This window comes from Prevotella communis, from assembly GCF_022024115.1.
GTDB classification, from domain to species: Bacteria; Bacteroidota; Bacteroidia; order Bacteroidales; family Bacteroidaceae; genus Prevotella; species Prevotella communis.
The window spans coordinates 2357450-2383404 of record NZ_CP091792.1 but is presented as its reverse complement, the minus strand read 5'-3'; the positions used below and the strand labels follow the sequence as shown (position 1 = coordinate 2383404).

The window sequence follows — 25955 nt, the reverse complement described above, 5'->3', positions numbered from 1 at the left end:
AAAAAACTCGCAAAAAGACTTATTCTGAGTCCTTGAAATAGTCCTCTAATTCCTGCTTAGCCTCTGAATCATTGTTAGATAGGTCGCGAATGATGGTTCCTTTTTCCAATAGGGCTATGCGTGTGGAGATCTCTACGGTATGCTGCAGGTTATGACTGCTGACAAGGATGGTGGCATGTGTCTCTGCGGCATACTCCTTCAATGCACGCTTCAGGATATTCTGACTGGTGGGGTCCAGGAAATTGAAGGGCTCGTCCAGGATGACGATAGGTGTCTCCCTGATAAGGGCAGAGATGATGCCAACCTTCTGCTTGTTACCTGCAGAGAGGTTGCGGATCAGTTTCTTCTGACCGAAGATCTCGCCACCGGCGAAATGCTCGAACTTCTTCAGGCGCTCATTGATAATCTCCTGTGGCGTTCCGCATATTTTCCCAAGGAAAGAGAAATACTCCTCAGGCGTCAGGTAGTCAATCAGGAAACCTTCGTCGATATAGGCGCTGACCTGTTGTTTCCACTCTTCCGATAAGGCCGGATTGATGCCATTGATACCCACCTCTCCCTCATCGGGCTTCAGCAGGTCGAGTATCATGCGGAAAAGGGTTGTCTTTCCCGCTCCGTTGTTACCAACTAAGCCAAGGATATCCCCGTCGTTAATAGTAAACGCGGGGATATCACATGCTCTTGTTTCTCCAAATTGTTTCTTAAGATTCGAGATCGTTATCATACGAGACCTTTTCCGTGACAATTCTTGAATTTCTTACCGCTTCCACAGGGACAGGGATCGTTACGTCCTGGCATCTTGTCCCTGACAATAGGTGTGCGGGGCTGCTGGGCACGGGTATCGTTCTGTGCTGCAGCCTGCTGACCTCTGTCAACGAGCTCTTCTTCCTGAACGCTCTGCTTGTTCTCTGTGTATTGCTGACGATTGGTGTGTTCCTCGGGGGCAGCCTCGCGAACCTCCTGCTGTTGCATCTCAGGAATCTGTCCGCGGTTCAGCACAGCCATCGTGCGGTTGTTCATCTCGTTAATCATGTTGTCCCATACCTTTGCACTCTCCAGCTTGAAGATAAGCAATGGGTCTTTCTGCTCGTAGCTGGCGTTCTGTACAGAGTGACGCAGTTCGTCGAGCTCACGCAGATTCTCCTTCCATGATTCGTCAATGATATGCAGCAGCATCTGCTTCTCGAACTCCTTGACCACAACCTTACACTCAGTCTCGTAGGCTTCCTTCAGGTTGCAGGCGATGTTGTAGACACGACGGCCATCGGTGATGGGCACCATGATACGCTCGTACATATGACCCTGCTCCTCGTAAACACGCTGGATAACGGGCCATGCTACCTCACGGATATGCTCGGTCTTGCGGTTGAAGTTGGCCAATGCAGCCTGGAAGGCATCCTCGGCCAGTTTCTCGGGCTTCTCGTTGATGAACTGCTGTTCGGTGAAGGGCACCTCCATAGCGAAGAGATGCAGGAATTCCTCCTTGCAGCCTTCGTAGTCGTTGCGCTCAATAATCGTAGACACACGGTCCCAGATGGTGTTGGCGATATCCATGCCGATACGCTCACCCATCAGGGCGTGACGACGCTTCTCGTAGATAACCGTACGCTGCTTGTTCATCACGTCATCATATTCCAGCAGGCGCTTACGGATACCGAAGTTGTTCTCCTCAACCTTCTTCTGTGCACGTTCGATACTGCGTGAAATCATAGGACTCTCAATCATCTCGCCCTCCTTGAAGCCCAGACGGTCCATCACAGAGGCGATACGCTCAGAGGCAAACAGACGCATCAGCTTGTCTTCCAATGATACGTAGAATACAGAAGAACCCGGGTCACCCTGACGTCCGGCACGACCACGCAACTGACGGTCTACACGACGGCTCTCGTGACGCTCGGTACCGATGATGGCCAGACCACCGGCAGCCTTTACTTCTGGTGAAAGCTTGATATCGGTACCACGACCGGCCATGTTGGTGGCAATGGTAACGGCACCCATACCGTTGCTGTCCTGCTGACCTGCCAGAGCCACAATATCGGCCTCCTTCTGGTGCAACTTGGCGTTGAGCACCTGGTGGGGGATACCCTCGCGCTTGCCTGTCTCAGGATCAACATACATATCGAGCATACGGCTCAGCAACTCTGAAATCTCGACGCTCGTAGTACCAATCAGCGTAGGACGACCAGCCTTACGCATCTTGACAACTTCTTCAATCACAGCCTTGTACTTCTCGCGTGCTGTCTTATACACGCGATCATCCATATCATTACGGGCAATGGGCTTGTTGGTAGGAATCTCCACAACATCCAGTTTGTAGATATCCCAGAACTCACCAGCCTCAGTAGATGCCGTACCTGTCATACCAGCCAGCTTGTGGTACATACGGAAGTAGTTCTGCAGGGTGATGGTGGCAAAGGTCTGTGTGGCAGCCTCTACCTTCACGTGCTCCTTAGCCTCTACGGCCTGGTGCAGACCATCGCTCCAGCGGCGGCCTTCCATGATACGGCCTGTCTGCTCGTCCACAATCTTCACCTCACCATCGATGACCACGTATTCATCATCCTTGTTGAACATGGTGTAAGCCTTGAGCAACTGCTGCAGGGTGTGCACGCGCTCACTCTGGATGGCGTAGTGGTTCATCAGCTCGTCCTTCTTGTTCAGGCGCTCCTCGTCAGAGAGACCCTTTTCTGCTTCCAGGGCAGACAGCTGTCCGGCGATATCGGGCAATACGAAGAGTTCTGCATCGTTGACCTGCTTAGCCAGCCAGGCAGTACCCTTGTCTGTGAGGTCGCAAGAGTTCAACTTCTCGTCAACCACGAAATACAGGGGCTCTACGGCCTCGGGCATCTTGCGGTTGTTGTTCTCCATATACTTCTCCTCAGTCTTCAGCATGCCGGCCTTGATACCCTCTTCTGAGAGGTATTTGATAAGGGGCTTGTTCTTGGGGAGTGACTTATGAGAACGGTAGAGTGAGAGGAAGCCCTCTTCAATCATTTCCTTATTATTGGTCTTCTGACCCTCGGTAATCTTCTGCTTGGCATCAGCAAGGAACTGTGTGGCCAACTGCTTCTGTACACCGAAGAGCTTTTCTACCAGAGGCTGGTATTCCTCGAACATCTGTACCTCGCCCTTGGGCACGGGACCGCTGATGATCAGAGGCGTACGGGCATCGTCAATCAGCACGGAGTCAACCTCGTCGACGATGGCGTAGTTGTGGGCGCGCTGTACGAGGTCGGCAGGTGAGATGGCCATATTGTCACGCAGATAGTCGAAACCAAACTCGTTGTTGGTACCAAAGGTGATATCTGCCTGATAGGCCTTGCGACGCTCGGGAGAGTTGGGCTGGTGCTTGTCGATACAGTCGACGCTCAGTCCATGGAACATATAGAGCGGGCCCATCCATTCAGAGTCACGCTTAGCCAGGTAGTCGTTCACGGTTACAACGTGTACGCCGTTACCTGTCAGGGCGTTCAGGAATACAGGGAGGGTAGCAACGAGGGTCTTACCTTCACCAGTGGCCATCTCGGCAATCTTTCCCTGATGCAGTACGACGCCACCGAAGAGCTGTACGTCATAGTGGATCATCTCCCATTTCAGGTCATTGCCACCAGCTGTCCAGTGGTTATGATAGATAGCCTTGTCGCCATCGATGGTGACGAAGTCCTTGCGTGGGTCGCCAGCCAGTTCACGGTCAAAGTCGTTGGCTGTCACGATGGTCTCCTCGTTCTGTGCGAAGCGGCGGGCCGTCTCTTTCACGATGGCATAGACCTCGGGCATCACCTCGTTGAGGGCTTTCTCGTATTCCTCGAGGGCCTCTTTCTCCTTCTTATCAATCTTGGCGAAGATATCGGCACGCTCATCCAGGGGAGTCTCCTCGATAGTGGCCTTCAACTTCTCAATTTCTTCTTTCTGTGCTTTTGCTGCAGCCTGCACCTGTTGACGAATCTCCTGCGTACGGGCACGAAGTGCGTCGTTATCCAATGCTTCAATCTTTGGAGATGCTGCTTTTACTAATTCTACGAAAGGCTGAATCTTCTTCATGTCGCGCGATGATTTGTCGCCGAACAGAGCCTTCAGAATACTATTTAAATTCATATGTTGTATTGTAATATTGTTTCGTTTATTAAAAAATTGCGTGCAAAGTTAGCGATTTTTTACTAATTATTAGCATAAATCGCTTATTATTTGTTTCTTACACCTCAGAATAAGGGCTTTGAGAAACACGCATTCGGGGCCCTGATACGGATACTGCGGGCTACTGTAGGCGCAATCTGGTCTACGGTAACGGGTGTCTGAATGCGCTCAGCATGAATGCCAGAGCCAAAGAATATAATAGGGAATTGTGTAAACGAAGCTCTTGAAATCTCGTTTTCTTTTGTCTCCTCGTTGGTAATCGTCCAACCAGGAGCCGTCTCGATAACGATATCGCCACAGTTGTCTGGTGTATAGCCATTGCGTACCTTTAAGGTCTGCTCGTTCTGGCTGGTCAGCAGTTGCAGGGATGTATAGACATTACGCACACCTGACATCATGGCCAGGAATTCCTGCGAACGACTGAGGGCGTCACCCATGCTTATCTTCTTGGTTTCCAGCAATTGGCGGTTCAGGAAGATATGGTTGCGATAGGTGGTCTCGATATAGTTGCCCTGTCCCCAGACTGCACCCAGGTACATGTTCATCAGGTTCGCCGTGCGAGCCATGTAGAACGTTCCTGAAGGAATCTTATAGGCGCTGTAGTCAGGTATCTCTTCATCGAAATGTCCTGTGCTGGTGATGATATAGAGTACATTGTCACGTCCCATCTTCTCCTCAAGGAATGCCATGAGGCGACCCAACTCGTTGTCCAGGCGGATATAGGTGTCCTGCAACTCCAACTGACAATCTGTCACGGTCTTCTGGTCGTAAGTGCCAGCGTAGTAGGTCAGGCAAAGCAAGTCTGTAACTTTGTCATTTCCCATGCCACTGCTGGTGACGCATTGCATGGCCATGTCCGTGATATCGGAATTGACCAGCGCGCTGGTCTTGTAGAGCTGGAACTGATGCGTGCCGTTGAACTTATGCTTGAAGGGCTTCACCTCGCCACCCTGAGTCAGGTATGAGTAGTTGCTGCCCAACAAGGAATAAGGCTCCCATTCCGTTGACTCTATCTTGTTGCGGGGAGCGCTGAGCCTGTTGTAGGCCTGCACCCAGAGCGGAAGTGCTTGTGAATAGTAGGAGGTAGAGCACCAGGTGCCTTGTTGGTCGTCAATCCAGATAGCGCTATTGGCAGCATGGCCTGCAGACAGTACTGCTGCATCACGGAAGGGTGCTATGGCATAGACCAGTGCCTTGCCACCAGAGGCAATCTTCAGTTCGTCACCCAGCGTCGACGTGAGCAGCTGGTTGGGCGATGTTTTCTCCGTGGTACTGACACCCGTGTATTTGGCGTCGTCCACACATCCCACAGGTCTCAGCGTCTTTCTGTTCAGCCAGCGCTGCCCTATAATATTATTATAATAAGGTGTGGTACCTGAATAGATTGCTGCCGTTGCCGATGCCCTGTCGATAGGCGTGAAGGGATAGGTAGCATTGGTATAGATTCTGCCATCATTAAGCAACTTCTGGAAACCCTTGTCGGAATAAAGTGGCATGAAAGCTTCCAGATAGTCACTACGCAACTGGTCAATAGTGATGCTCACCACGATACGTGGTGCATCCTTGACTTGCCCTTGTACCTGGGCTGTCATGGTCTCTGCGTGGAAGCCGAGTACGGCCAGCAGCGTGATGTACAGATATCTATTTGTCATGATAATGTCTCCAATATCTTAGCAGCAAACATAATGCCACAATTTCCATACCTTCTGCGTAGTCTTGCCAGAAACTGCCAAGGAGGAAGGCCATTGTGCATAGCATGCTTAGGGTGAACCACGCAGTCCGTCTGCCTTTCAGTACAGGCCAGATAAAGAACAGTGAGAGTGGGTTGAGTATAAGTATTTGTAAGTTGATACTGGTAGTGGGATGCTCTGAGAATATCATGATGAAGAGCGCCAGACCAGCCAGTCCTGACAACGTCATGAGGAGGATGTCAAACCAGCGTAACGTCTTTTTCTTGATATACTCGTAGGCAAAGATGACTATGGATAATACAAGAAGCAGGATGCAGCACAGGGTGGGAGAGAGCGGGAAGTCTTCCTCGATAACCTGTACGCCAGGGCGAACCAGTTCCCTGCGTTCCTTTACTAACGGTACGATCTCGCCATTCCGCTCAATGGTGGCGTGGTCGAAGTCGTATCTCAGGTTCTCAGGCAGGAACTCCTGCTCGCGGATATCCGTCTTGTGATCGGCCTTCACACCCAGCAAGAGGTCGTTGCCGAAGGTGGCCCATGGATGGCGCGCGGTATGGTCACGGATCATCTCCCTGAACGACGGTGCATAGTCTTTTCTGGGGTTGTAGGCGATTTTCCCTTCGATGTTGTGCTCGATGATATCCCTGGGACGTGTAGAACAGTTGTCGTAAAGGAAGTTGTAGCGATAGATGCGGTTCTCGGGCTTGTAGTTGATGGCGAGCGCATCCATAATGCGCTGCTTGTCCTCAGGCGTGAGGTTGAGCACCTGCTCCGTTACCTGACTGCCCCATTCTTCATAATAATCCAGAAAAGGTCTGGTGGGCGCGATGCCCAGTTCGTAGTCTGTCAGTCCAAAAACAAACCTTAACGCAAAATTTGGGGTCTTGAAATTGAAGACACCGTAATTGAATACCCAGTCGGCATTATTCCTTAAGTCATGAACGCGAAGGGCTGTATGGCCATAGAGGCTGTAGATCTCTTCATGAGGCGAACAGGTGAGAAGTCCTATCTCCACACTGTCCATGGGATGTCTTACCTCGTCTTGTGCCGAGGCTGTCGTGGGTACTATAAAACCAAAAATGGCTATTAAAAGAGTCCTAAAAATGTTTTCGAATTGTTTCACGATGCAAAATTAATCTATATTTTTTACTTTCAGTGCTTTTAGTTCGATTTTTTTTAATAATTTTGCACCCTGATATTGAAAACGTATATGAAAAGAAATATAATCTTAGCTATTGCCTTTGGCGTTGGCGCTTTGTCTGCCAATGCCCAAAGTGGTACGAATTCCCCCTATAGCCAGTATGGTTTGGGTGTTCTTACAGATCAGTCACAGGGTACCAGCAGAGGCATGAACGGAGTCGGACTGGCCCTTAGAAGGGGTAATGTGGTCAACTCCCTGAACCCTGCTTCTTATTCTGCAGTTGATTCGCTGACCATGATCTTTGATATTGGCTTGTCGGGTCAGGTTACCAATTTCAAAGAAGGTAATGGTAAGAAAAACGCCAATAATGCTGATTTTGAATATGTGGTAGGGTCGTTCAGGCTGCTGCCGAAGGTTGGTGCCAGTTTCGGTATCCTGCCTTATTCAAATATTGGTTACGAGTATTCCTCTACTGCCACGCTCAACGAGACCTTTGGTTCTGTTCCTGTGACCACAAAGGGTTCTGGTGGCCTGCATCAGGCTTTTGTCGGTATCGGATGGAATGTGGTGAAACCTTTGTCAATAGGTGCTAATGTGGCATATTTCTGGGGCACTTTCGAACGTTCTATCTCTTCCAGCAGTACCACGTATGTGAATGACTTCTCAAGGAAGTATTCTGGTAATGTGAACAGCTATCTGGTGACGTTGGGTGCCCAGTGGGAACAGCCCTTGTCAAGAAAGGATAACCTGACGCTGGGTGTGACAGTAGGCCTGGGACATAAGTTGCGTTCCAGCTATACCATTGAGAATGGTGACTCTACCGTTTACGACGCAACGAATGTGTTGAGCGTGCCTATGACCTATGGCGTTGGCCTGGGATGGACACATGGTACGAAATGGTTTGTTGGTGCTGATGTGATGATGCAGAAGTGGGGCAGTGTTGATTTTCCTGGTTCTGTACAGAGCGGTGCCAATACGGTTTATGCCTTGCGTAGCGGTTTGCTGAAGGATTCATACAAGGTGAATGTAGGTGCTGACTATGTGCCTAACAGCACAAGTCGTAACCTGCTGTCCCGCGTTCATTATCGTATTGGAGCAGGCTATGCTACACCTTATTATTATATAAATGGCAAAGAGGGGCCCAAGGAGATGAGTGTCAGCGCCGGTTTTGGCATACCCTTGCAGAATAGCTACAACAACAGGTCTATCCTGAATATCAGCGCACAGTGGGCACATACTTCAGCCAAAGACCTGATTACTGAGAATACTTTCCGCATCAACCTCGGTCTGACGTTTAATGAGCGTTGGTTTGCTAAGTGGAAGGTGGACTAAACTGATTGACAATTGGTAATTGAAAATTATATAAAACGACTGTGTGGGGTGGGGAGTGTCCTTGCCCTTACGCTGTTGATGGCCTGTAGTGAGGCGCACGAGCATACGGCTCCTGCTGTGAATCCGGAGGACTCTGTGTCTATGATGACGACATATGGCGTCAATACGCTGATTAGTGACTCTGGTGTTATCAAATATCGTATTGTGACGGAACAGTGGGACGTGAATACGGTGCGACAGCCCTCGCGATGGGAGTTTATGAAGGGTATCTTCTTCGAACAGTTTGACGAGAAATTCCGTGTCCAGGGCTATATCCAGGCTGATACGGCCTGGTATTTCGACCAGCAGCGTCTGTGGAAATTGCGTGGGCGCGTGAATGTGCGCAATACCAACGGACTCATCTATACGAGCGAGGAGTTGTATTGGGACGGTTTGAGACATGAGTTCTATAGCACCGTCTTCTCGCGCCTGGTTACGCCGGAACGTACGATAGAGGGCACCTATTTCCGTAGTGATGAGCAGATGACGCATTACATGGTGACTAATTCGAAAGGCTCATTCCTGCCCAATGACCTGGAGGAGGAAAAGGCTGATTCCACAGAAAACAAGAAATAATGACACCACTGATTATAGGACTACTAATTGCAATGATATTCTCCGCCTTCTTCTCAGGGATGGAGATAGCGTTCGTATCGAGCAATAGGATGCTGGTGGAGATGGGACGCGAGAAAAACGGGCTGACACAGAAGGCCATCGCGCTGTTCTATAAGCATCCCAATACTTTTGTGTCCACGATGCTCGTTGGAAATAATATTGCCCTGGTGGTCTATGGTATCCTCTTTGCTGATATCTTTGACAAGACCCTTTTTGCACCACTGCCGGAGGGTGCTCCCCGTGTGACGGCAGATACGCTCCTCTCTACGCTGATAGTGCTTTTTACGGGAGAGTTCCTGCCTAAGACTATCTTCAAGAGCAATGCCAACATGATGCTGACCTTTTTCGCGCTTCCTGCGTGGCTGTGCTATGTGGTGCTCTATCCCATTTCCCGTTTTGCCACGATGCTCTCGAAGGAGTTGCTGGGCATGTTTGGCATCAAATGGCACTCTACGACGGAAGACAAGGAGTTTACTAAGGTGGATCTGGACTATCTGGTGCAGAGCAGTATCGATAATGCCAAGAACGAGGAGGATATCGAGGAGGAGGTACGTATCTTCCAGAATGCCCTGGATTTCTCGGAGACAAAGGTGCGCGACTGTATGGTGCCGCGTACGGAGATAGATGCGATTGAGGATACGTGTGATATAGAACAACTGAAACAGAAATTCATAGAGAGCGGACATTCCAAGATTGTGGTCTATCACGAGGATATCGACCATATCATCGGCTATATCCACTCGTCGGAGATGTTCCGTAACCCGCTGGACTGGACCAAGAGCCTGCGCACAATGATATTTGTGCCCGAGACGATGGCCGCCAGTAAGATGATGCAGACGCTGCTGGCTCAGAAGAAATCGCTGGGCGTGGTGGTTGATGAGTTTGGCGGCACGAGTGGTCTTGTGGCACTTGAGGATATCGTGGAAGAGATTTTTGGAGATATTGAGGATGAGCACGATTCTACTCACTATGTGGCCAAGCAGTTGGAACATGGTGAATATCTGCTTTCCGCCCGTCTGGAGATTGAGAAGGTCAATGAGATGTTTGACCTGGATTTGCCGGAAAATGATGATTACATGACTGTTGGCGGACTGATTCTCCATGAGTATCAGAGCTTCCCCAAACTGAATGAAGTCGTGAAAATTGGTCGTTTTGAATTCAAAATCATTAAAAATACAGCTACAAAAATAGAACTTGTCAGGCTAAAAGTGGTTGAAGACACCAATTTTTTGTAAAAAAATGCCGATAATTCAAGAAAACTTAGTAACTTTGCGGGCTGTAAATCAAGAAAATTATAAATAAAAAATAAATAAAAACTAAAAACGAAAAAATGGCAGCAATTGGAAAAATCAGAAGCTGGGGACCTGCCTTGGTCGGTATTTTGGCCTTGGGTCTCGTAGGCTTCATTGCACAAGATGGTTTTAGCACTTGTAGAGGTCGCGCTCAGATGGACAGCAGCATCGCTGGTTCTATCGATGGCGATAAGATCGACATTCAGGAGTATCAGACCCTCGTCGGAGAGTATCAGGAACTGTTGAAGTTCTTGGGTCAGGGTAATTTTGACGAAGAGCAGCTTAACAGCTTGCGTGACGAGGTTTGGAATACCTGCGTGCTGAACAAGATGGTTGAGAAAGAAGCAAAGGAACTGGGCCTCACCGTTACCGATGACGAGGTTGTGAAGGTGCTCCAGGAAGGTACACACCCTGCTATTATGCAGAATCCTCTGCTTTCAAGACTTGTTGATCCTCAGACTCGTACGCTGGACATTAACAAGGTGAATGTGTATCGTGAGAATATGAAGGCTCAGGCTCAGACCAACGCTCAGGCAGCTGAGGAGTATGAGGCTTTCACTCATAGCTGGGCTCTTGCAGAGAAGATGCTGGCTCAGAACCTGCTGACCAACAAGTATCAGATGCTGCTCGCTGGTTGCGTTCTGTCAAACCCTGTTTCTGCTAAGGCAGCTTTCGACAATCAGAACATTGAGAGTCAGGCTCTCGTTGCTTCAATGTCTTACAGCCAGATTAACGATAACGACGTTGAGGTGTCTGAGGCTGATCTGAAGGCTAAGTACGAGGAACTGAAGGAAGGTTTCAAGAACTATCAGGATTCTCGTGACATCAAGTTTGTAAGCGTTCAGGTTGCTGCTTCTCAGAAAGACCGTGATGAACTGATGAAGGTGATGAACAAGGCTTATGCTGAACTCAAGGGTGACAGCCTTGCTGTGACAGAGGTTATCCGTACTTCTCAGAGTAATGTTTCTTATCTGGGTCTCCCCGTTTCACGTGCTGCCCTGCCCACAGATTTGGCTGATAGCATCACGAAGATGAGCGTAGGTCAGGTAACAGCTCCTTTCGAGAGCCGTGATAACACCTTCAATGTAGTGAAGTTCCTGGGTAAGACCAGCGTAGCCGACTCTATCGAGTACCGTTTCATCTCCTTGGTGGGTATGAATGGTGCTGCAGTTTCTGCTGATAGCATTGTGAAAGCTGTCAACGCTGGTGCTCCTTTCGATTCAATTGCAAAGAACTATGGTCAGCGTGCTGAGAAGACATGGATGCGTTCTACGGATTATGAGCAGGCTTCTACACTGAGCGCTGATGATAAGCAGTATTTCACAACACTTCTGAATGCACCTGTTAACGAGGTGAAGAATCTCACCTTTGCTCAGGGTAACGTTGTGTTGCAGGTTACTCAGCGTCGTGGTTCTGTAGAAAAGTATGACGTAGCTATCGTTAAGCGTACTATCGATTTCTCTAACGAGACTTATAACGAGGCTTACAACAAGTTCAGTCAGTTTGTGAGCGAGAGTCAGGATTTGGCAGGTCTTCAGGAGAAGGCTGCTGAGTATGGCTATACCGTTCTGGATCGTACCATCAGAAATACTGACCACACCATTGCCAACATCCGTTCTACTCACGATGCTTTGAAGTGGGTGTTCAGTGAGGCAGAGGAGAACCAGATTTCACAGGTATATGACCGTTGTGGCGATAACGACCGCCTGTTGGTTGTAGGTTTGAGCAAGGTTAATCCTAAGGGCTACGAGTCAATGGCTTCTGTTGAGGAGACTCTGAAGCAGGAGGTTCTCATCGACAAGAAATATGCTAAGTTGGCCGAGAAGCTGGCTAATGTGAAGACTATCGCTGAGGCTAAGGCTCAGGGTGCTCGTGTTGACACCGTTTCTCACATCACTTTCGCTTCTCCCGCTTATGTTCCTGGTGCAATGTCACCTGAGGTTGCCCTGAGTGGTGCTGTGGCAGGTGTTGAGAAGGGTGCCGTTTCTAAGGCTCCTGTCAAGGGTCGTTCTGGCGCTTACTTCTTCCAGGTTCTGGATCGTGCTGCTCGTGCAGGTGTACAGTTCAACGCCGCTCAACAGCAGCAGATGCTGAGCCAGCAGGGCATGCAGCAGACTGTTCGCATGGCTATGCAGGAGCTGTACAACAACCTTGACATCAAGGATAATCGTTACATCTTCTTCTAATAGAAGGGACGAAATAAAATACAAAGGGGAATGTGTTTATGACGACACATTCCCCTTTTTTTGTCCCTGTTTACCGGCTATTTACAACCTTGTTTACTGGTTGTTTACTACTTGTTTATTCTTTTTCTGCCATTTCTTTTGCAGAAATAAGTTTAATTACTACTTTTGCAGCATCAACAATAAAAACCTGAAAGTATCTATGTCAAAAGGAAAATCAATTTGCAGCGTACTGAAGACCATCCGCAAGCAGGTGGCCGATGCTAATGGCATCAAGTATGAACCACGCGTGTGTCATTATCAGGGTGAGTGTCTTGGTACATGTCCGGCTTGTGAGGCTGAGGTCAGATATCTGGAACAGCAGTTGGATATGCGTCGGCAGTTGGGTAAGGCTGTTGCTATCATTGGCATATCGGCAGGACTTGCGGCATTGACGGGCTGTAATAATAAGGTAAAGCCGGAGAATAAAATAGATGAGGGACAGGATTCGCTCAGCCATTGCAAATCTGTTATTGATACGATGGAGCATGTTGATGGCGACGTGGCATATCGCTCGCCTGTTGATTCTGTCATTATAAAGAAAGACCCTGCAACAATCAAGAAGCGTACTGCGCCGTTTGAAGCCCCAGCATCCCAAACCACGACGGAAATGAAGGATTCAGCCATAGTGGAAGAGGAACATGTGCTGAGAGTAGGGGAAGTAGTCGTTGACGAATGTCCCCCACAGCCAGATCTAAACAAAGTGTTTGGCATTGTAGAGCAGATGCCAATGTTCCGTGGAGGTGATGCCGCATTAATGGCTTTTCTTGATGAGAATATACGTTATCCGTCAGAATGTATGTTGAAAGGCATCGAGGGACGGGTAGTAGTTACTTTTATTGTGGAGAGAGACGGCACCATCACTAATGCGAAGGTTATTAAAAGCGTTCATCCGTTGCTGGATAAAGAAGCATTGAGGGTGGTGGAGTCAATGCCTAAATGGTTTCCAGGCAAGGAGAATGGGATTTCGAGAAGAGTAGGTTTTACCCTTCCAGTAAGATTTCGCCTGAATGAATAGCATCCCTCTTATCGGTCTTTGTCGTCACCGACTGGTTACCGATGGACAGGGCGTGACAACGCTCGTGGCTTTTCACGACTGTCCGCTCCGCTGCAAATATTGTCTGAATATGCAATGCTTGCAGGCTGACGGCATTTGGAAAAAGATGAGTGTGCAGGAGATCCTAGATGAGGTGATGGTTGATAATCTGTATTTCCAGGCTACTGGCGGCGGCATCACTTTTGGCGGTGGTGAACCGTTGCTCAGAAGTCGTGAGATAGTTGCGTTCTGTCAACTGTGTCCTGCGGAATGGCATATCTATATAGAGACATCCCTGAATGTACCCCTGCAGGCTGTTGAAGCCGTGGCTCCCTTTATTGACCATTATTATATTGATGTGAAGGACATGAATCCCGATATCTATCGGCGATATACCTCAAGGGATAACCGGCTTGTACAGGAGAATCTGTCGTGGTTGGCTAGTCACGACTATTGTCAGAAAGTAACCATCCGATTGCCCCATATTCCTGATTACAACACCGAGGAGGATAGACAAAAGAGTATGGAAGTGCTGCAGACAATGGGCTTCTGCGATTTTGACTGTTTTGATTATTTGTACGTCACCTCCTGATATCCCACCAGTCGCCAGGCTCGTGCCCCTGTGGCTTTATAATACACGAATGCCTGGTAGGTGTTCTCTGTCTGGAAGAAACTGCCTTCCTCTGGTAGCGTATGTGTGGTGCCGTCATAATCCGTCAGGAGCAGTTGGTAGTTGTAGTAGCCTAGTTTCTGCATCACGGTGAGGTCATATGTCTTGCTTTCCTCGTTGTAAGTCATAACGTAGTTGTCCGAGGCGTCTGTGGTCCATCTGCCGTTTACAATGATGTTTGCATCTGTGTATGGACGATAGGGCTGAAGAACGTAGTGTACATAGACATAGTCTGATGTTCGTTCTGCGTCATAGTTGTCGCTGTTGCGCAGCAGGAAAGCACCATTGGTGTCCTCATCATAGAGGTAGCTCCTTCTGGGTTCGCAGGGCATGGGCATTGCATGCCAGGTCTTCGTCGTTTCGTCCCATCTGACGCCTGCCAGTCCCATGGTGGTGTGACGCGGATCCAGTATCTCGAACTTATGGTATTCATTACCCGCATCGAATATCAGATGCTTGTTGTGTTCCCATTGCAGACTCTGGTTGGTGATATAATTTGGCGTGACGTTCACCTTCATGTTGTCCTCCCGTCCGTTTTGCATCACAAACGTCTGTATCTCCTCGTTGGGTCTTGTCACCCTGAGTCCGTTGAGTTTCACCGTCATCCCTACCTGCTGGTATCGGCCGTTCAGGTCCAGGTCTGTGTTTGTGGTGATGCCCAATCCTACCAGCATGATGGGTTCTGCAACGCGCAATTCCACCACAAGGACTTCCTCTTCGCTGTCATCATCAATGATGTGCAGCCTGTAGTTACCACTCATGCGCAGGTTGGTGTGCTCGTTGGGAAACTGCAGCTCGTAGTGGGTGTAGAGGACTGTGGTGTTGATAGAGTTATCATACTGCTCTATAGGCTGGTCGTTAAGCCCTTCCAGCCAGTCGCTCTCAAAGAGTCCCTCTGCAGGTGTCCAGTCGGGATTGCAGGGTTCCACGCGGTAAATAAAGCGGTGGTAGTTGTGCGACAGTTCATCAAAGCTGATGCTCAGCACGTCTCGCCCATGTAGTTGCAATACAGGGAGCGCCTCAAAGTCATCGTTCTTGATGACCTGCAGACTCTTGATATTTGGTGCCTTTATGCTATGCCATGCGCTCAGCGACAACGGTGCCAGCATGAGCAAGGCCAGTATTATTTTCTTCTTCATGCGGCAAAGATACCTAAAAAACTGTGAAATTGGACGCCAGAATCGAATTATTTTCTTAAATGAAGTTAATTCAGGGTAGGGTGTCCTGCGTTTTGGGACGACCTCCGCTTTAATTTGCAACCAGAAATTAATATGTATAACTCAAAAAACAATTAAGATTATGGATGCATTATTTTGGATTTACATCATTTCAGTAGTAGCAGTAGCCCTGATGGGTGATTTTAAAGAGATGGCAGAGGATAAGCCTGCACCCTCGCAAGAGAAGTGCGACGTGCCCTCTCTTGACCAGAGACGTGAGCGTGCCCGTATAGAAAGCAGAATGGTGGAAGGAGATCTGTTTAAATCATAAAGAAAAACAAGTTTTCCTTTTGCATTTCTCTCGACTTTTTCGTAACTTTGCGCCAAAATTTAAATAATTTGTAATTATGGGATTTTGGAAATCGTTTTTCGGAGGGGAGGAGAGTAACCCTGAAGAAGAGAAAAAGAATGCCGAGGCTAAAAACTTTGACGTGTTTAAATATGATGGCGTGAAAGCCATGCGCATGGGACAGTTTGATTATGCGGAGAAATGTTTTCGTGAGGCGCTGAAAATCCAGGAAGACTTGGAAGTGCATGATTATCTCTCTCAGACACTGATTCGCCTGAATCGTCTGGATGAGGCCCTGGAGGAGTTGAACATCATCATCAAGGCCGAACCGGATAATATTGCTATCATGTTGCATGCAGCCCATGTGGCTTATATGCAGGAGGATTATGAACAGATGAAAAATTTCTGTGAACAGGCACTGGGTGTGGATGCTGAAAACGGCATGGCTAACTATATGGTGGCGCAGGCCGCTTTGGGTCAGGGTGATCTGATTAACGGTATTGCCCGTTTGACCAAAGCTATCGTATTGAATGAACAACTGGACGATGCCCGTCTGCTTCGTGCCAAGACACTTCTGAAACTGGGCGACGTGAATGGTGCGGAAGAGGATGTCAACTGGTTGATGGCGCATACCGAAGATGAAGAGGAGGTGCTGCTGATGGCTGCACGCGTGGCTCATGTCAAGGGACAGAATGATGATGCCCTTAATATTTATAATAAGGTGATAGACCTGAATCCATTCCAGATGGATGCCTATCGTGAGCGTGGCCAGATACGCTACGAGCAGGGCGACAAGAAAGGTGCGGAGGAAGATATGCAGAAACTGCTGGAGATGAACCCCAACGAACTGGCCGATGTGAGTGGTGATTACTCGGCCGAAGGCGTAGAACAGGCTATGAAACGCGTCTATTCTGCCATTAATCCATTTGGATTGTAAAAAAAACAAGAAAAAGTTTGGTGATTTGAAAGAATTGTTATACTTTTGCACTCGAAAATAACAAATAGTAACAAAAATGATAAAATTTAATGCATACTTCTATTTTTATTATTACTTTACAAGCAATTGTGAAGCGGGTAGTCGTATGTAAAAATGATGAGTTGTAACATTGAAAAAATTAAATAAGGCCCCGCTTCACGAAGAGTGAAAGTGGGGCTTCTTTTTAGAGTATGAAGAGAATAGCAATACAAGGAGAGATCGGGTCGTTCCACGACATTGCCGCCCATCAGTATTTCGAGGGAGAACAGTTGCAGTTGATTTGCTGCAACACCTTTGAACAGGTGTATGAGAGTATGCGTCAGGACCCAACGGTGATAGGTATGGCCGCCATCGAGAATACGATAGCCGGCAGCCTGTTGCACAACTACGAACTGCTGCGCGACAGTGGTACAACGGTGGTGGGCGAGCATAAGTTGCACATCACCCATTGCATCTGTTGTCTGCCAGAGGACGACTGGGACACCATCTCAGAGGTGCACTCTCATCCTGTGGCCCTGATGCAGACGCGTCACTACCTAGAGCATCATCCCAATCTGCGTATTGTGGAAGGGGACGATACGGCAGGTTCGGCCAAGATGATAGCCGAGGGTCACCATAAGGGATGGGCTGCTATCTGTCATGCCGAGGCTGCAAAGCTCTATGGACTGAAGGTGCTGGAGAACGGTATCGAGGATAATAAGCACAACTATACACGTTTCCTGGTGTGCTCGGCACCTCAGAAAGCCGACATGCTGCGTCCGCTCGTGGAGTCAAACAAGGCTAGCATCGTCTTCTCCCTGCCTCACGAAGAGGGTTCGCTCTCAGCAGTACTTGCTATCCTGTCGTTCTATAAGATTAACCTGACAAAGATTCAGTCATTGCCCATCATCGGCAAGGAGTGGGAGTACCTGTTCTATGTGGATGTGACCTATAACGACCTGACCCGTTACCGTCAGGCGGTGGATGCCATTATCCCCCTGACACGTGATTTGAAAATCCTGGGAGAGTATAGGGCGATTTGAGATTTGAGATTTAAGATTTTGATTTGATAATTATGATACAACCAGCAGACAGATTAAGTTTAGTACAGGAGTACTACTTCAGCAGGAAACTGAAGGAGGTGGCACAACTCAATGCCGAAGGTAAGGATATTATCTCACTGGCCATCGGCAGTCCGGATATGCCTCCTTCAAAGCAGACCATCGACAAACTGTGTGAGGTGGCCAACCAGCCCAATGCACACGGCTATCAGCCTACACAGGGTACACCTGAGTTGCGCGAGGCTATGGCACAGTTCTATAAGCGCTGGTATAACGTAGATATCGACGCCAAGACCGAGGTGCTGCCCCTGATAGGTTCCAAAGAGGGTATCCTGCACGTGACGCTGGCCTTCGTGAATCCTGGCGATGAGGTACTGGTGCCTAATCCTGGCTATCCCACATACACCTCGCTCTCAAAGATTCTGGGTGCAAAGATTGTGAACTACAACCTGCGTGAGGATAATGGCTGGCAGCCTGACTTCGATGAGCTGGAGAAGATGGATCTCTCGAAGGTTAAGCTGATGTGGACCAACTATCCCAATATGCCAACGGGTGGTCGTGCCCAGATGAAGACCTATGAGCGCCTGGTGAAATTTGCCAAGGACCACGACATTGTAGTGGTCAACGACAATCCCTACAGCTTCATCCTGAGCGAGGAGCACCTGAGCATCCTGCAGGTACCAGGCGCTAAGGACTGCTGTATTGAGTTCAACTCGATGTCGAAGAGCCATAATATGCCAGGCTGGCGTGTGGGCCTCTGTGCCTCAAATCCACAGTTCATCCAGTGGATACTGAAGGTACAGTCCAATATTGAGAGTGGTACATTCCGTGGCATCCAATTGGCAGCTGCCGAGGCCTATAAGAATGATGAGGCTTGGCATCGCGAATATAACATCGAGACCTATGCCCGTCGTCGCCAGTGGGCCGAGATGATTATGGATGTGCTGGGCTGTACGTACGATAAGAATCAGGTGGGCATGTTCCTCTGGGGCAAGATACCTGCTGAAATTCAGAACGTGGAAGACCTGACGGAGCGTGTGCTCCATGAGGCTCGCGTCTTCATCACCCCAGGCTTTATCTTTGGTTCAAATGGTGAGCGTTATATCCGCATCTCGCTGTGTGCCAAGGAGGAAAAGATACAAGAAGCATTAGAAAGAATCAAAAAAGCATTATAAGATATGGAACTGGAACTAGAAAAACTGAACCTTCCGAGTGACAATGAACGTCCCTTTGTGATTGCAGGCCCTTGTTCTGCAGAGACCGAGGAACAAGTGATGACCACTGCCAAGCAGTTGGCAATGAAAGGATGCCACAACTTCCGTGCTGGTGTGTGGAAGCCTCGTACGAAGCCAGGCGGCTTTGAGGGTCACGGCGAACCTGCCTTGCAATGGCTGAAGCAGGTGAAAGAGGAAACGAAGATGTTGGTTTCTACCGAGGTGGCAACGCCTGAGCACGTGGAACTGGCATTGAAGTATGGCATTGATATCCTTTGGATTGGTGCCCGTACATCAGCAAACCCCTTTGCTATGCAGGCTTTGGCCGACTCGCTGAAGGGTGTTGACATCCCTGTGTTTGTGAAAAACCCCGTGAACCCCGACCTGGAACTGTGGATTGGTGCGTTGGAGCGCCTCAATCAGGCAGGCGTGAAGCGTCTGGGCGCCATCCATCGTGGTTTCTCTTCCTACGACAAGAAAATCTATCGTAACATGCCTATGTGGCAGATTCCTATCGAGTTGCATCGTCGTATTCCTGAGCTGCCCATCATCAGTGACCCCAGTCATATCGGTGGACGTCGTGAGCTGATTGCACCTCTGTGTCAGCAGGCTATGGACCTGGGCTTCGACGGCCTGATTGTGGAGAGCCACTGTGACCCCGACAAAGCCTGGAGCGATGCCGCCCAGCAGGTGACGCCCGATGTGCTCGACTATATCCTCTCGCTGCTCGTTATCCGCGACGAGCACGCCACCACAGAAGGCATCCAGCAGTTGCGCAAGCAGATTGACGAACTGGACAACCAGTTGATGGACCTCCTGGCTAAGCGTATGCGTGTGTGCCGTGAGATTGGTCAGTATAAGAAAGAGCATAATATGACCGTGCTGCAGACCTCGCGCTACAACGAGATTCTGGCCAAGCGAGGCGCGCAGGGTTCGCTTCTGGGCATGGGTTCCGAGTTTGTGGCAAAAGTCTTCGAGGGCATCCACGAAGAGAGTGTAAGACAACAGATTGAAATTATCAACAAATAAGAAATGCGAATATTAGTGATGGGAGCAGGCAAGATGGGAAGTTTCTTCATCGACCTGCTGAGTTTTGACCACGAGGTGGCTGTGTTCGAGCGCGATGCCAAGCGCATGCGTTTCACCTACAACTGCCAGCGGTTTACTACTTACGAAGAGATTCAGGCCTTCAAGCCCGAGCTGCTGATTAATGCCGTGACGCTGAAATACACCATCCCCGTGTTCCAGGAGGTGATACCCTATCTGCCCAAGGAGTGCATCATCAGCGACATAGCCTCCGTGAAGACCGACCTGAAGGACTTCTACGAGCAGACGGGCATGCGCTACGTGTCCACGCACCCCATGTTTGGACCCACGTTTGCCAACCTGCAGCAACTGTCAGAGGAGAACGCCATCATCATCCAGGAGGGCGACTGCATGGGGCGCTGCTTCTTCAAGGACCTCTACCAGAAGCTGGGGCTCAACATCTACGAGTACACCTTCGAGGAGCACGATAAGACGGTGGCCTACTCGCTGAGTATCCCCTTCGTCTCCACCTTTGTCTTTGCGGCCGTGATGAAACATCAGGATGCGCCCGGCACCACCTTCAAGCGCCACATGCGCATTGCCAAGGGCGTGCTCAATGAGGACGACTACCTGTTGCAGGAAATCCTGTTCAACCCCTACACCCACGATCAGGTGTCGCAAATCCGTACAGAATTAAAGGAGCTGCTCGAGATTATCGACACAAAAGATGCTGCCGCCATGAAGCGCTATCTCACCAAGATTCGCGACAATGTGCGCCGCGACATTGAAATAAAGCGATAGAAAAACGAGAAAATCTGGTTATTCGCAATGGATAATCAGATTTTTTTTGGCGTTAATTGCAATTTATTTTGTACCTTTGCAGCCGAATTCGAATTTAAACAATTGTTTTAGGAATGAATATTTCTTATAAATGGCTGAAAGAATACGTTGATTTCGACCTTTCGCCGCAGCAGGTATGTGATGCGCTGACCTCTACGGGACTTGAAGTTGACGCTCTGGAAGAAGTGCAGTCCATTCGTGGTGGGCTGAAAGGACTCTACGTGGGCAAGGTGCTCACTTGCGAAGTGCATCCCAACTCTGATCACCTGCACGTGACCACAGTTGACCTGGGCAAGGGCGAACCCTCACAGATTGTGTGTGGTGCACCCAATGTGGCTGCTGGTCAGAAAGTTATCGTGGCCGACCTGGGTTGCGTGCTCTACGACGGCGACCAGGAATTTGTTATCAAGAAATCCAAACTGCGTGGCGTCGAGTCTAACGGTATGATCTGTGCCGAGGACGAGATAGGCGTGGGCACCAGTCATGATGGTATCATCGTGCTGCCCGACGACGCCGTGGTAGGTACGCCCGCTGCCGAGTATTACAATCTGGAGAGCGACTGGCTCATCGAGGTGGACATCACTGCCAACCGTGCCGATGCCCTGTCTCATTGGGGCGTGGCGCGCGACCTCTACGCCTGGCTCAAGCAAAACGGCTACGAGACAAGTCTGCACCGCCCCTCCGACGACGCTTTCGCTGTCGACAATCACGACCTCCCCATCGAGGTGGAGATTCAGAACACAGAGGCCTGCAAGCGCTATGCCTGCGTGAGCGTCAGTGGTTGCCAGGTGAAGGAGTCGCCCGACTGGCTGAAGAACAAGCTGACCACCATCGGTTTGCGTCCTATCAATAATATCGTGGACATCACCAACTATGTGATGATGGCCTACGGCCAACCCCTGCACACCTTTGATGCCGATATGGTGAAGGGTCGCAAGATTGTGGTGAAGACGATGCCCGAGGGCACACCCTTCGTGACCCTCGACGGCGAGGAGCACAAGCTCTCTGAGCGCGACCTGGCTATCTGCAATGCAGAGGAGCCCATGTGTATAGCCGGCGTATTCGGTGGCAAGGGTAGCGGCACCTACGAGACCACGACAAACGTGGTGCTCGAGAGCGCCTACTTCCATCCCACGTGGATTCGCAAGTCGGCCCGCCGTCACGGCTTGAGCACCGACGCCTCGTTCCGCTTTGAGCGTGGCATCGACCCCAATGGCGTGATCTACGCCCTGAAGCAGGCCGCCCTGCTCTGCAAGGAGTTGGCTGGCGGAAAGGTGTCTATGGAGATTTGCGACGTCTATCCAGAGAAGATGGAGAATGCCGTCGTCGATTTGCAGTACAGCTACGTGCACAACCTCGTGGGCAAGGATATCCCCGTAGAAACCATCAAGAATATCTGTCAGACGCTGGAGATGAAGGTGCTCCAGGAGACGGCCGAGGGCTTGAAACTGGAGATTCCCGCCTATCGCGTGGACGTCACTCGCCCCTGCGACGTGGTAGAGGATATCCTGCGTATCTATGGCTATAATAATGTGGAGATACCCACACAGCTGAAGTCGAGCCTCGTCATCAAGGGCGAGGAAGACCGCAAGCACAAGTTGCAGAACCTGGTGTCTGAGCAGCTGGTGGGTGCTGGCTTCAACGAGATACTGAACAACTCGCTCACCAAGACTGCCTACTATGGTGAGAGCGACACCGTGGTGAAGATTATGAACCCCCTGTCGAGCGACCTTGGCGTGATGCGTCAGACGCTGCTCTACGGCGGTCTTGAGAGCGTGGAGCACAATGTGAAGCGCAAGCAGGCCAACCTGCGTTTCTTCGAGTTTGGCAACTGCTATTTCTTCGACCCCGAGAAGCTGAACGAGGAGAATCCTATTCAGGCCTACAAGGAAGAGAACTTCATGGGCATCTGGGTCACCGGTAAGCGTGTAGAGGGCTCTTGGGCTCATCCCAACGAGGACTCTACCTACTACGAACTGGCCGCTTATGTGCAGAATATCCTGAGTCGCATAGGCATGAAGCAGGGCCTGATGGTGCAGAAGAAGAGCGAGAATCCTGATTTCTCTGCCGGCATCGTCATCGAGAACCGCGGCGGCAAGAAACTCATCGAGATGGGTATCCTGTCAAAGAAGCTGCTGAAGCAGTTCGACCTGCAGCAACCCGTCTATTTCGCCGAACTCAACTGGACGCAACTGATGAAGGCCACGAAGAAGAACGAGGTGACCTTCACCGAGATTTCCAAGCATCCTGCCGTGAGTCGCGACCTGGCTCTGCTTGTTGACAATGCCGTGGAGTTTGCCCAGATAGAGCAGATTGCCCGTCAGACGGAGAAGAAACTGCTGAAGAAGGTAGAGCTCTTCGACGTCTATGAGGGTAAGAACCTGCCTGAGGGCAAGAAGTCGTATGCAGTGAACTTCATCCTGCAGGACACAGAGAAGACCATGAACGACAAGCAGATTGATGCCATCATGCAGAAGCTGATTGCCAACCTGAAGAAGCAGCTAAATGCTGAACTTCGTTAATTTAGAATTAAGAATTTAGAATTAAGAATTAAATACAATGGGAAGAGCATTTGAATATCGTAAAGCTACAAAGCTGAAGAGATGGGGCCACATGGCCAAGACATTTACAAAAATCGGCAAGCAGATTGCCATCGCCGTGAAGGCTGGTGGTCCTGAGCCCGAGAACAACCCTGCGCTGCGTGCTATCATTGCCAACGCCAAGCGCGAGAACATGCCAAAGGACAACATTGAGCGTGCTATCAAGAACGCTATGGGTAAGGACCAGAGCGACTATAAGGAGGTGAACTACGAGGGATACGGTCCTCACGGCATCGCTATCTTCGTGGAGACGCTGACCGACAACACCACCCGCACCGTGGGCGACGTGCGCTCCGTGTTCAACAAGTTTAATGGCAACCTGGGCACACAGGGCTCACTGTCGTTCCTCTTCGACCACAAGGCAGTGTTCACCTTCAAGAAGAAGGACGGACTGGATATGGACGAGATGATTCTCGACCTGATTGACTACGGCGTGGAGGACGAGTACGACGAGGACGAGGAGGAGAACAGCATCACTATCTATGCCGACCCTTCAAGCTTCAGCGCAGTGCAGAAGCATCTGGAGGAGAACGGTTTCGAGGTGACCGGTGCCGAGTTCACTCGTATTCCTAACGACCTGAAGGACGTGACGGCCGAGCAGCGCGAGACCATCGACAAGATGGTGGAGAAGCTCGAGGACTTCGACGACGTGCAGACCGTCTATACCAACATGAAGCCCGAGGAGGCGTAAGGCCTTGCCGCGTTTCGTATAAAAAAAAGCGAGAATCTTTAGGTTTCTCGCTTTTTCTTTTGCTTGTATCGCTTTTTTTTCGTACCTTTGGCGCCAAACTAAAATACTCAAAACAAAATACTAACTATGCTTAGAAAACTAATTTCTGCTATGCTCGTTGCTGTGGCTGTGTGTGCCGCGGCCAAGAATCCTTACAAACAGTACACAGCCAACCTGCCCTTTGCCCTGCCGGAATTCAAGGCTCCCAAGATACCCGGGCGACGGGTGGTGCTGACCGATTTCGGTGCCGACCCCACAGGCACCAAGCTCTGCACCGACGCCTTTGCAAAGGCCATCAAGACACTGAGCCTGCAGGGTGGCGGACACCTCATCGTGCCCCGCGGCGTGTGGCTCACCGGACCTATCGTGCTCCGGTCAAACATTGATTTCCACCTGGAGAAAGGGGCCGTGGTGCTCTTCGCCCCCGACGAGTCGCTCTATCCCCTCGTCAGCACCTCGTTCGAGGGGCTCGACACCCGCCGCTGCCAGTCGCCCCTCAGTGCCAGCGGTGCCGAGAATATCAGCATCACGGGAGATGGCGTCATCGACGGCAACGGACAGTACTGGCGCCCCGTGAAGCGGGCCAAGGTCACCGACAGCCACTGGAAGCGCCTGCTGGCCGTCCCCGGCAGCGTGGCCATAAGAAAAGACTACTGGGTGCCTTCAGAGGGCTATGCCAAGGGCGAAAAGGGCGCCAACATGAATGTGCCCGACGTTCAGACAGAGGCCGACTGGCAGGCCGTGAAGCGCTTTCTGCGCCCCGTGATGGTAAGTTTGGTGGATTGCAGAAACGTGCTGCTGCAGGGCGTCATCTTCCAAAACTCGCCCGCATGGAACATCCACCCCCTGATGTGCGAGAATATCATCATCGACCGTATATTGGCTCGAAATCCTGCCTATGCGCAGAATGGCGACGCGCTCGACTTAGAGTCGTGCAAGAACGCCCTCATCGTCAACTCGCGCTTCGATGCCGGCGACGATGGTATCTGCATCAAGAGCGGCAAGGATGCCGACGGCCGCCGACGCGGTATGCCCTGCCAGAATGTGGTGGTCGACGGCTGCACCGTCTTTGCCGGTCACGGCGGCTTTGTGGTGGGCTCAGAGATGAGTGGTGGCGTCAGGAATATCTCCGTGCGCAACTGCCAGTTTGTGGGCACCGATGTGGGCCTGCGCTTCAAGTCCACCCGCGGTCGCGGCGGCATCGTGGAGAATATCTTCATCGACGGCATCTCTATGACCAATATCGCCACCTATGCCGTGACCTTCAATATGTACTATGGTGGCAAGTCGGTGGCCGAGGTGCTGGCCGAGGGCGGCACCAGCAGCACCAGTGTGGCTGCGATGCCCGTGACCGACGAGACGCCCGTATTCCGCCATATAGACATCCGCAACGTGAACTGCTATCATGCCGGCTATGCTATGGAGTTCAACGGGCTGCCCGAGATGCCCATAGACGGCATCCACCTGGAGAATATCCACATCTCCGCCCGTCATGATGCCACCTTCCAGTATAGCAGGAATATCACCAAGAAAAACGTGAATATCACGCTCTATCAGTAATAAAAAACAGAGAGAGGGGAGTACCGTTGCTGCGGTGCTCCCCCTTCTCATCACGATTCATCGGTCATGAATCTCATGCCATGCAGCTGGTCACTCCCAGTGCCGTTGCGATGGCCGACAGCACACTAATGGCTGTCTGGATTGCGAATTTCCAAAATGTCTTGTTCTTCATCATTTTAAATGGTTAGGTTTCACACTGATTGATTAATATTTCACGCTGATTATTTTAAGTTCACACAGAAATCACAGAAATCACAGAAATTGGCTGCGCCTCCAGTATTTGCAAAGCAA

21 protein-coding genes are annotated in these 25955 nt (G+C 50.2%); 15 read left to right on the top strand and 6 right to left on the bottom strand.

Annotation, left to right across the window (positions count from 1 at the left end):
• Positions 1-19: 19 nt before the first annotated feature.
• The 4 genes from L6468_RS09965 to L6468_RS09950 form a co-directional block, all read right to left on the bottom strand.
• Positions 20-724: an ABC transporter ATP-binding protein gene (locus L6468_RS09965; RefSeq protein ID WP_237793128.1), complete on the bottom strand. Its 705-nt coding sequence runs from the start codon at positions 722-724 to the stop codon at positions 20-22.
• Complete coding sequence (secA, locus tag L6468_RS09960; protein ID WP_237793127.1) at positions 721-4095, bottom strand: preprotein translocase subunit SecA; 3375 nt, start codon at positions 4093-4095, stop codon at positions 721-723. The genes L6468_RS09965 and secA overlap by 4 nt, the downstream gene beginning before the upstream one ends.
• A 104-nt stretch (positions 4096-4199) precedes the next feature.
• Positions 4200-5786, bottom strand: coding sequence for an alkaline phosphatase family protein (locus tag L6468_RS09955; protein ID WP_237793126.1), 1587 nt, complete (start codon positions 5784-5786; stop codon positions 4200-4202).
• Positions 5776-6849 carry an Lnb N-terminal periplasmic domain-containing protein gene (locus L6468_RS09950; RefSeq protein WP_237793125.1) on the bottom strand — a complete coding sequence of 358 codons (1074 nt, stop codon included), beginning with the start codon at positions 6847-6849 and terminating at the stop codon, positions 5776-5778. The genes L6468_RS09955 and L6468_RS09950 overlap by 11 nt, the downstream gene beginning before the upstream one ends.
• A gap of 186 nt (positions 6850-7035) precedes the next feature.
• On the opposite strand from L6468_RS09950, the gene bamG reads away from it, so the two are divergent.
• From bamG to L6468_RS09920, 6 genes are all read left to right on the top strand, one after another.
• Positions 7036-8298, top strand: coding sequence for a BamG family beta-barrel-assembly machinery protein (gene bamG / locus L6468_RS09945; protein WP_237793124.1), 1263 nt, complete (start codon positions 7036-7038; stop codon positions 8296-8298).
• A 78-nt stretch (positions 8299-8376) separates the two neighbouring features.
• Positions 8377-8913, top strand: coding sequence for an LPS export ABC transporter periplasmic protein LptC (locus tag L6468_RS09940; RefSeq protein ID WP_091817271.1), 537 nt, complete (start codon positions 8377-8379; stop codon positions 8911-8913).
• Positions 8913-10187 (top strand): hemolysin family protein, encoded by a 1275-nt coding sequence (locus L6468_RS09935; protein ID WP_431356686.1) that lies wholly within the window; start codon positions 8913-8915, stop codon positions 10185-10187. The genes L6468_RS09940 and L6468_RS09935 overlap by 1 nt, the downstream gene beginning before the upstream one ends.
• A 95-nt stretch (positions 10188-10282) precedes the next feature.
• Positions 10283-12430, top strand: a complete 2148-nt coding sequence (locus L6468_RS09930) for a peptidylprolyl isomerase (protein ID WP_237793123.1) — start codon at positions 10283-10285, stop codon at positions 12428-12430.
• A gap of 199 nt (positions 12431-12629) precedes the next feature.
• Entirely contained in the window at positions 12630-13484 is an 855-nt protein-coding gene (locus tag L6468_RS09925; RefSeq protein ID WP_237793122.1) for an energy transducer TonB, read from the top strand.
• Positions 13477-14094 carry a radical SAM protein gene (locus L6468_RS09920; RefSeq protein ID WP_237793121.1) on the top strand — a complete coding sequence of 206 codons (618 nt, stop codon included), beginning with the start codon at positions 13477-13479 and terminating at the stop codon, positions 14092-14094. Before L6468_RS09925 ends, L6468_RS09920 begins: the two co-directional genes overlap by 8 nt.
• Here L6468_RS09920 and L6468_RS09915 read toward each other — a convergent pair.
• On the bottom strand, positions 14073-15311 hold the full coding sequence (locus tag L6468_RS09915) for a type IX secretion system plug protein (protein ID WP_237793120.1): 1239 nt from the start codon (positions 15309-15311) through the stop codon (positions 14073-14075). The two genes, L6468_RS09920 and L6468_RS09915, sit on opposite strands and share 22 nt — an antisense overlap.
• A 160-nt stretch (positions 15312-15471) precedes the next feature.
• Here L6468_RS09915 and L6468_RS09910 point away from each other — a divergent pair, with 160 nt between their 5' ends.
• The 9 genes from L6468_RS09910 to L6468_RS09870 all read left to right on the top strand — a co-directional run bounded on the left by L6468_RS09910 (position 15472) and on the right by L6468_RS09870 (position 25664).
• Complete coding sequence (locus L6468_RS09910) at positions 15472-15660, top strand: hypothetical protein (RefSeq protein WP_237793119.1); 189 nt, start codon at positions 15472-15474, stop codon at positions 15658-15660.
• A 76-nt stretch (positions 15661-15736) separates the two neighbouring features.
• On the top strand, positions 15737-16615 hold the full coding sequence (locus tag L6468_RS09905) for a tetratricopeptide repeat protein (RefSeq protein ID WP_237793118.1): 879 nt from the start codon (positions 15737-15739) through the stop codon (positions 16613-16615).
• 230 nt (positions 16616-16845) lie between these two features.
• Positions 16846-17676, top strand: coding sequence for a prephenate dehydratase (locus L6468_RS09900; RefSeq protein ID WP_091817292.1), 831 nt, complete (start codon positions 16846-16848; stop codon positions 17674-17676).
• 32 nt (positions 17677-17708) lie between these two features.
• On the top strand, positions 17709-18869 hold the full coding sequence (locus L6468_RS09895) for a pyridoxal phosphate-dependent aminotransferase (RefSeq protein ID WP_237793117.1): 1161 nt from the start codon (positions 17709-17711) through the stop codon (positions 18867-18869).
• A gap of 3 nt (positions 18870-18872) precedes the next feature.
• The gene (locus L6468_RS09890; RefSeq protein WP_091853736.1) at positions 18873-19937 is read left to right on the top strand and encodes a bifunctional 3-deoxy-7-phosphoheptulonate synthase/chorismate mutase type II; all 1065 of its coding nucleotides are present in this window, start codon (positions 18873-18875) and stop codon (positions 19935-19937) included.
• Between the two features lie 3 nt (positions 19938-19940).
• Positions 19941-20735, top strand: coding sequence for a prephenate dehydrogenase (locus L6468_RS09885; protein ID WP_091853734.1), 795 nt, complete (start codon positions 19941-19943; stop codon positions 20733-20735).
• A 113-nt stretch (positions 20736-20848) separates the two neighbouring features.
• Positions 20849-23296, top strand: coding sequence for a phenylalanine--tRNA ligase subunit beta (gene pheT / locus L6468_RS09880; protein WP_237793116.1), 2448 nt, complete (start codon positions 20849-20851; stop codon positions 23294-23296).
• Between the two features lie 37 nt (positions 23297-23333).
• Positions 23334-24065, top strand: coding sequence for a YebC/PmpR family DNA-binding transcriptional regulator (locus L6468_RS09875; RefSeq protein WP_091817307.1), 732 nt, complete (start codon positions 23334-23336; stop codon positions 24063-24065).
• Positions 24066-24191: 126 nt separating this feature from the next.
• Positions 24192-25664, top strand: a complete 1473-nt coding sequence (locus tag L6468_RS09870) for a glycoside hydrolase family 28 protein (RefSeq protein ID WP_431356626.1) — start codon at positions 24192-24194, stop codon at positions 25662-25664.
• 73 nt (positions 25665-25737) lie between these two features.
• On the opposite strand, the gene L6468_RS09865 is transcribed toward L6468_RS09870, so the two are convergent.
• Positions 25738-25839 carry a smalltalk protein gene (locus L6468_RS09865; RefSeq protein WP_237793115.1) on the bottom strand — a complete coding sequence of 34 codons (102 nt, stop codon included), beginning with the start codon at positions 25837-25839 and terminating at the stop codon, positions 25738-25740.
• Positions 25840-25955 lie beyond the last annotated feature (116 nt).